3 protein-coding genes and 2 pseudogenes are annotated in these 8,721 nt (G+C 42.3%); 4 read left to right on the forward strand and 1 reads right to left on the reverse strand.

Translation table 11 applies throughout. The features are described 5' to 3' along the window. A pseudogene (locus HT723_RS04060) lies at positions 1-803 on the forward strand (reverse transcriptase domain-containing protein); the annotation flags it as partial. Between the two features lie 96 nt (positions 804-899). Here the strand turns inward: HT723_RS04060 and HT723_RS04065 are convergent. Beyond that, on the reverse strand, positions 900-1,259 hold the full coding sequence (locus HT723_RS04065; protein WP_078929799.1) for a tyrosine-type recombinase/integrase: 360 nt from the start codon (positions 1,257-1,259) through the stop codon (positions 900-902). Positions 1,260-1,364: 105 nt separating this feature from the next. On the opposite strand from HT723_RS04065, the pseudogene HT723_RS04070 reads away from it, so the two are divergent. The 3 genes and pseudogenes from HT723_RS04070 to addA form a co-directional block, all read left to right on the forward strand. Continuing rightward, a pseudogene (locus HT723_RS04070) lies at positions 1,365-1,520 on the forward strand (diacylglycerol kinase family lipid kinase); the annotation flags it as partial. Between the two features lie 211 nt (positions 1,521-1,731). Continuing rightward, positions 1,732-5,007, forward strand: coding sequence for an ATP-dependent nuclease subunit B (rexB, locus tag HT723_RS04075; RefSeq protein WP_172934695.1), 3,276 nt, complete (start codon positions 1,732-1,734; stop codon positions 5,005-5,007). Further along, positions 5,004-8,654 carry a helicase-exonuclease AddAB subunit AddA gene (gene addA / locus HT723_RS04080; protein ID WP_172934696.1) on the forward strand — a complete coding sequence of 1,217 codons (3,651 nt, stop codon included), beginning with the start codon at positions 5,004-5,006 and terminating at the stop codon, positions 8,652-8,654. The genes rexB and addA overlap by 4 nt, the downstream gene beginning before the upstream one ends. The last annotated feature ends 67 nt before the right edge of the window (positions 8,655-8,721 follow it).

Genomic DNA, 8,721 nt, shown 5'->3' on the forward strand with positions numbered 1-8,721 from the left:
ATTATCGAAGACGGAGATACGGAATCCTTGATTCGTAAGTATCTTCATTCAGGTGTTATCATTAATGGTCAGCGTCATAAAACGCTAGTTGGTACACCACAGGGAGGAAATTTATCTCCTCTCTTATCCAATGTCATGCTTAATGAATTGGACAAGGAATTAGAAAAGAGAGGACTTCGATTTGTGCGCTACGCAGATGATTGTGTGATGACGGTCGGAAGCGAGGCAGCCGCTAAGCGTGTGATGTATTCAGTCAGTCGTTTTATTGAGAAACGGCTAGGTTTGAAAGTAAATATGACCAAGACTAAGATTACCAGACCAAGAGAGCTGAAATACTTAGGTTTTGGGTTCTGGAAATCATCAGATGGTTGGAAAAGTCGTCCCCATCAAGATAGTGTTCGGAGATTTAAGCTTAAATTGAAGAAACTAACACAGAGGAAATGGAGTATAGACTTAACAAGACGTATTGAACAACTGAATTTGTCCATTCGAGGATGGATAAACTATTTCTCATTGGGAAATATGAAAAGTATTGTCACCAGCATAGATGAGCGCTTGCGTACTCGCCTACGAGTGATTATCTGGAAGCAATGGAAGAAGAAATCGAGACGATTATGGGGATTGCTTAAGTTAGGAGTTCCTAAATGGATAGCAGATAAGGTATCTGGCTGGGGTGACCATTATCAATTAGTAGCTCAGAAGTCGGTACTAAACGTGCTATATCAAAACCAGTCCTTGAAAAACGTGGACTGGTTTCGTGTTTGGATTATTACCTTGAACGACATGCGTTAAAAGTTAGTTGAACCGCCGTATGCCGAACGGCACGTACGGTGGTGTGAGAGGGGCTAGAGATTATCCCCTACTCGATTATTTAGAGGACAAAAAAGAGGCAAAACTTTTTAAAAAATCTTTTTCATAACTTTATCCAGTACATTGATTGCTTCATCTTTCATGTTCTTTGTGACGTGGGTGTAGATGTAAGTAGTGACTTCAGAGTCGGAATGACCAACCCCGTCCGTGATTGTTTTTAAAGGAATTTTATTTTCTGCTAAGATGCTAATAGTGGTGTGTCTGAAGATGTGAGGGGACAGATGTTTGGGAATTGGTTTTTTAAGGCGTTCGTTTGCTCGCTGGAGAGACTTGCTCAAGACGGAACTATGAACTGGTTTTCCTGTATTGGTAACAAAAATACGGTCACTTTTGTGCCAATTCTTATCGGTTGTTTCTCTTAGACGATTTATAGTAGGTTGAAATAATATACGAACAGCTTGATTAGGGAAATCAAATTAATTTCTAGAAATATTTTAGCATCCACGGTGTACTATTCTAGTTTCAATTTACTATAGTTCAATCATTCTATCAAGAATACTGAATATATAAAAGCACCTACTATTAAAATTTCTTCTGATATCGAATTAGAGTCGGATGTCGATGGCGATAAATCAGATAATCTACCAGTCGACATCAAGGTACTAGGACAACACATTGAAGTCTACTCTGGACCTAAGGAACAATCATAAAACTCAAAGCCTTATCACCGAGGCTTTTTTTATTATGTGATTTTCAGTAGGCAGATTTATTCTATATATAATACAAGTAAAATTAAGTATTTAAGATCTAGCAGATTTAGCAGATGATGAAGAAAAGAATGGATGGCCTAAATATTTTAACAGATTTACGAGACTAATCATGGTATAATATAGGGTAATGAAAAATTCTAACGAGGCGGAGATGAAATTACTTTATACTGATATTCGGACTTCTTTGACTGAAATTCTAACCAGAGAGGCGGAAGAGCTAGTTGCTGCGGGCAAGCGGGTCTTCTACATCGCTCCCAACTCTCTTTCTTTTGAAAAGGAACGCGCCGTGCTGGAATGCTTGTCCCAGCAGGCTTCTTTTGCGATTACCGTCACGCGCTTTGCTCAGATGGCTCGTTATCTGGTTTTAAATGATTTGCCAGCTAAGACCAGTCTAGATGACATTGGTCTTGGGATGGTCTTTTACAGATGCCTTGCAGAACTTGACCCCAAGGACTTGCGTGTTTATGGTGCTATCAAGCAGGACCCTCAATTTATCCAGCAGTTGATTGAATTTTACCACGAGATGACCAAAGCTCAGATGAGTTTTTTAGACTTGGAGAGTTTGACGGATGAAGACAAGCGAGCAGACTTACTCTTGATTTTTGAGAAGGTAACGGCCTACCTCAATCAAGGCCAGTTAGCTCAGGGAAGTCAGTTGTCCCATTTGATTGAGGCTATTGAGAATGACAAAGTTAGTAGTGATTTTACTCAAATCGCCTTAGTTATTGATGGATTTACCCGTTTTTCTGCTGAGGAAGAGCGAATTGTAGACTTACTTCATGGCAAGGGAGTTGAGATTGTCATTGGTGCTTATGCTAGTAAGAAAGCTTATACCAGTGCATTCGCTGAAGGCAATCTCTATCAAGCTAGTGTGGAGTTTCTCCATCATCTGGCCTCTAAATACCAAACGCCTGCTCAGGACTATTCTCAAACTCATGAGAAGATGGATAGCTTTGACAAGACCTCTCGTTTGTTGGAGTCTTCTTATGACTTTTCAGAACTCGCTTTGGATGTCGATGAGAAAGACCGTGAAAACCTGCAAATCTGGTCTTGTTTGACGCAAAAGGAGGAGTTGGAGCTAGTAGCCCGCAGCATTCGTCAGAAATTACATGAGAACTCAGACCTGAGCTACAAACATTTTCGTATTCTCTTGGGGGATGTAGCTTCTTATCAATTATCTCTAAAAACGATTTTTGACCAGTATCAGATTCCTTTCTATCTTGGTAGAAGCGAATCCATGGCCCACCACCCTTTAACTCAGTTTGTCGAGTCTATTTTGGCTTTGAAACGCTATCGTTTCCGTCAGGAGGATTTGATTAATCTTCTCAGAACAGGTTTGTATACCGACCTTAGTCAGGCTGATATTGATGCTTTTGAGCAATATATCCGCTATCTTGGTATCAATGGCTTGCCAGCCTTTCAGCAAACCTTTACCAAATCCCACCATGGAAAATTTGATTTAGGGCGTTTAAATGCTCTTCGTCTGCGTATTTTAACCCCTCTTGAGACTCTTTTTGCTAGCCGAAAACAGAAGGCTGAAAATCTCTTGCAAAAGTGGAATGTCTTTCTAAAAGAATGTTCAATAACCAAACAGTTGCATGACTTAACAGCCACTATGGAAGCTGTAGAACAGGAAAGACAGACTGAAGTTTGGAAGGCATTCTGCCATGTTTTAGAACAATTTGCGACCGTTTTTGCTGGTTCGCAAGTTAGTCTGGAGGATTTCTTGGCCTTGCTTCATTCTGGGATGAGTCTATCTCAGTATCGCACCATTCCAGCGACAGTGGACACTGTTCTGGTGCAGAGCTATGATTTGATTGCCCCTCTGACAGCTGACTTTGTCTATGCCATTGGGCTGACTCAGGACAATTTACCAAAAATCGCGCAAAATACCAGTCTTTTGACAGATGAAGAAAGGCAAAGCTTAAACCAGGCGACCGAAGAAGGCGTTCAATTGCTGATTGCCAGCAGTGAAAATCTCAAGAAAAATCGCTACACTATGCTTTCCTTGGTCAATTCTGCTCGTAAAGAGTTGGTTTTGTCGGCTCCAAGCCTTTTTAACGAAAGTGAAAGCAAGGAATCAGCTTATCTTCAAGAGCTGGTGAGTTTTGGATTTAGTCGAAAAGAGAAGAGGATGAATTACAAAGGGCTGTCTAAGGAAGATATGGGGTCATATCACAGTCTTTTGTCCAGTCTGGTTGCCTATCACCAGCAGGGCGAGACGAGTGATAGGGAGCAAGATTTGACCTTTATCAAGGTTCTGGCGCGTGTTATGGGTAAAAAACTAGACCAGCAAGGTTTGGAAAATCCAGCCCTTCCAACCAGCCCAAGTAGCAAGCCCTTAGCCAAGGATACCTTACAAGCTCTCTATCCTACTGATCAGGAGTTTTACCTCTCTACCTCCGGTTTGACGGAGTTTTACCGGAACCAATACAGTTATTTCCTCCGCTACGTGTTAGGCTTGCAGGAGGAATTGCGCCTGCGTCCAGATGCTCGTAGTCATGGGAATTTCTTGCACCGTATCTTTGAACGTGCCTTGCAATTGTCTGATGAAGATTCCTTTGACCAACGTTTGGAACAAGCTATCCAAGAAACCAGTCAAGAACGCGAATTTGAAGCCATTTATCAAGAAAGTTTGGAATCCCAGTTTACCAAGGAAGTTCTGCTTGATGTGGCACGGACAACTGGACATATTCTCCGACACAATCCAGCCATCGAAACCATCAAAGAGGAAGCGAATTTCGGTGGGAAAGAGCAGGCCTTTATTCAATTGGACAATGGTCGCAGTGTCTTTGTACGAGGTAAGGTTGACCGGATTGACCGTTTGAAAGCTGATGGGGCGATCGGAGTAGTAGACTACAAGTCTAGTCTAACTCAGTTCCAGTTTCCCCATTTCTTTAATGGACTCAATTCCCAGTTGCCAACCTATCTAGCTGCCCTAAAAAGAGAAGGGGAGCAGAACTTTTTCGGCGCCATGTACTTGGAAATGGCTGAGCCTGTCCAATCTCTGTTGACCGTTAAGAATTTGGCAGGTGCAGTAGTAGAAGCCAGCAAATCTATGAAATACCAAGGTCTCTTTTTAGAAAAAGAAAGCAGTCATTTGGGCGAATTTTATAACAAAAACAAGGCTAATCAGCTGACGGATGAGGAATTCCAGCTCCTACTGGACTACAATGCCCATCTTTATAAAAAAGCGGCTGAGAAGATTTTAGCAGGCCAGTTCGCCATTAACCCTTATACTGAAAATGGCAGAAGTATTGCACCGTATGTTCAGCAACACCAAGCCATCACTGGATTTGAAGCCAATTACCACTTGGGCCAAGCCCGTTTTCTAGAAAAGTTGGACTTAGCTGATGGCAAACGACTGGTCGGAGAAAAACTTAAGCAAGCTTGGTTTGAAAAAATAAGAGAGGAGTTGAATCGATGAAGCCCATTCCCTTTTTAAGTGAGGAGGAGATTCAAAAACTGCAAGAAGCAGAAGCAAATTCGAGTAAGGAACAAAAGAAAACTGCCGAGCAAATTGAAGCTATCTACACTTCTGGTCAAAATATCCTTGTCTCAGCGTCGGCTGGTTCTGGTAAAACCTTTGTCATGGCAGAGCGTATTCTGGACCAATTGTCGCGTGGTGTGGAAATCAGTCAACTCTTTATCTCAACCTTTACCGTCAAGGCAGCCACAGAGCTTAAGGAACGTTTGGAGAAAAAAATCAGCCAACAAATCCAAGAAAGCAGCGATGTCGACCTCAAACAACACTTGGGTCGCCAGTTGGCAGACCTACCCAACGCTGCCATCGGAACCATGGACTCTTTCACACAAAAATTCCTTGGAAAACATGGCTATCTGATTGATATTGCACCTAATTTCCGTATTTTACAAAACCAAAGCGAGCAACTTCTTCTAAAAAACGAAGTCTTTCATGAGGTCTTTGAAGCGAATTACCAAGGTAAACAGAAAGAGACCTTTAGTCATTTGCTGAAAAACTTTGCTGGACGTGGAAAGGATGAACGGGGTCTGCGCCAGCAGGTCTATAAAATCTATGACTTTCTCCAATCCACCAGCAATCCGCAGAAATGGCTGAGTGAATCTTTCCTCAAAGGCTTTGAAAAAGCTGATTTTAGCAGTGAAAAAAACAAACTTACTGAGCAAATCCAGCAAGCCCTTTGGGGTTTGGAAAGCTTTTTCCGTTACCATCTGGATAACGATGCCAAGGAGTTTGCAAAGGCTGCTTATTTAGAAAATGTTCAGTTAGTTCTGGATGAAATTGGCTCCCTAAATCAGGAGTCCGATAGTCAGGCTTATCAGGCAGTGCTTGCGCGTGTTGTCGCCATTTCGAAAGAGAAAAATGGTCGGGCTCTGACTAATGCCAGTCGTAAGGCTGATTTGAAGCCCCTGGCTGATGCCTACAACGAAGAGAGAAAGACCCAGTTTGCTAAACTAGGACAACTGTCAGACCAGATAACCATTCTTGACTATCAAGAACGTTATCATGGAGATACATGGGAACTAGCTAAAACCTTCCAATCTTTCATGAGCGATTTTGTGGAAGCTTATCGTCAGCGTAAACGCCAGGAAAATGCCTTTGAATTCGCTGATATTAGCCATTACACCATTGAGATTTTAGAGAATTTCCCTCAAGTTCGTGAGGCTTATCAGGATCGCTTCCACGAAGTCATGGTCGATGAGTATCAGGATACCAACCATATTCAAGAACGGATGCTGGAATTACTTTCTAATGGTCACAATCGCTTTATGGTGGGGGATATCAAGCAGTCCATCTACCGATTCCGTCAGGCAGATCCGCAGATTTTCAATGAAAAATTCCAACGTTACTCTCAAAATCCCCAAGAAGGAAAGCTGATTCTGCTCAAGGAAAATTTCCGTAGTAGTTCAGAAGTGTTGTCAGCAACCAATGATGTTTTTGAACGCCTTATGGACCAAGAGGTCGGCGAAATCAACTATGATAACATGCACCAGCTTGTTTTTGCCAATAGCAAACTGACTCCTAATCCTGATAACAAGGCAGAATTTCTCCTCTACGACAAGGACGACACAGGTGAGGAAGAAGAGAATCAAACAGGAACGAAACTAACAGGTGAAATGCGCTTAGTTATCAAGGAGATTCTGAAACTTCATCAGGAGAAAGGTGTTTCCTTTAAAGAAATTGCCCTTTTGACCTCCAGCCGCAGTCGTAATGACCAGATTCTTCTCGCCCTGTCTGAGTACGGGATTCCTGTTAAAACTGACGGAGAGCAAAACAATTATCTCCAATCCCTAGAAGTACAAGTCATGCTAGACACCCTTCGTGTCATTCACAATCCCCTGCAAGACTACGCTTTGGTTGCCCTTATGAAGTCTCCAATGTTTGGTTTTGATGAGGATGAGTTAGCACGTTTGTCCCTTCAGAAAGCAGAGGATAAAGTCCACGAAAATCTCTATGAGAAACTGGTCAATGCACAAAAAATGGCAAGTAGTCAAAAAGGCTTGATTCACACAGCTCTAGCTGAAAAACTAAAGCAATTCATGGATATCCTAGCTTCTTGGCGCCTGTATGCCAAAACCCACTCTCTCTATGACTTGATTTGGAAGATTTACAACGACCGTTTTTATTATGACTATGTTGGGGCTTTGCCAAATGGTCCTGCTAGACAGGCCAATCTCTATGCACTAGCACTTCGTGCTGATCAATTTGAAAAGAGCAATTTCAAGGGCTTGTCTCGTTTTATTGGTATGATTGACCAAGTCTTGGAAGCCCAGCACGATTTGGCAAGCGTTACAGTTGCACCACCTAAGGACGCAGTAGAGCTCATTACCATCCACAAGAGTAAAGGGTTGGAGTTTCCTTACGTCTTTATTCTCAATATGGATCAAGATTTCAACAAGCAAGACTCTATGTCAGAAGTCATTCTCAGTCGTAAAAATGGACTAGGTGTCAAATACATTGCCAAAATGGAGACAGGGGCAGTGGAAGCCCACTATCCTAAAACCATCAAACTCTCCATTCCTAGTCTGCCCTATAGGCAGAACGAAGAGGAATTACAGCTGGCAAGCTATTCTGAGCAGATGCGTTTGCTGTATGTTGCTATGACGCGGGCTGAGAAAAAGCTCTATCTTGTCGGCAAGGGTTCTCGTGAAAAGCTGGAAGCCAAGGAATACCCAGCAGCCAAAAATGGGAAACTAAATAGCAATACTAGACTGCAAGCACGGAATTTCCAAGATTGGCTTTGGGCTATCAGTAAAGTGTTTACTAAGGACAAGCTCAACTTTAGTTATCGTTTTATTGGCGAAGATCAGTTGACCAGAGAAGCTATCGTTCAGTTGGAAACCAAGAGTCCTCTCCAAGATAGCTCCCAAGCAGACAATCGTCAGTCAGATACCATCAAAGAAGCTCTGGAAATGCTGAAGGAGGTGGAAGTTTATAATACTCTTCACCGCGCAGCTATTGAACTTCCTAGTGTTCAAACCCCAAGTCAAATCAAGAAATTCTACGAACCCGTTATGGATATGGAAGGTGTCGAGATTGCTGGTCAAGGTCAGTCAGTAGGCAAGAAAATCAGCTTTGATTTGCCAGATTTTTCAACCAAAGAAAAGGTAACTGGAGCTGAGATTGGTAGTGCTACCCACGAACTCATGCAGAGAATTGACCTCAGCCAGAGACCAACGCTTGCTAGCCTAACAGAAACACTCAAACAAGTTCAAACTAGCCAAGCTGTCAGAGACAAGATCAATCTTGATAAAATTCTTGCTTTCTTTGACACAGCACTCGGTCAGGAAATTATCGCTAATACCAACCATCTTTATCGCGAGCAACCTTTCTCCATGCTCAAACGAGACCAAAAGAGTCAGGAAGACTTTGTTGTCCGTGGTATCCTTGATGGCTATCTGCTTTACGAAAACAAAATTGTTCTGTTTGACTACAAGACAGACCGCTATGATGAACCAAGTCAACTCGTAGACCGCTATCGTGGTCAGTTAGCTCTATACGAAGAGGCTTTATCACGAGCCTATTCGATTGAAAATATTGAAAAATACTTGATTTTACTCGGTAAAGACGAGGTTCAAGTTGTAAAAGTATAACTTATACTCTTCGAAAATCTCTTCAAACCACGTCAGCTTCACCTTGCTGTAGGTATGGTTACTGACT

The sequence above is a fragment of the Streptococcus sp. 2106 genome, from assembly GCF_013277315.1.
In the GTDB taxonomy this organism is placed as follows: Bacteria; Bacillota; Bacilli; order Lactobacillales; family Streptococcaceae; genus Streptococcus; species Streptococcus pseudopneumoniae.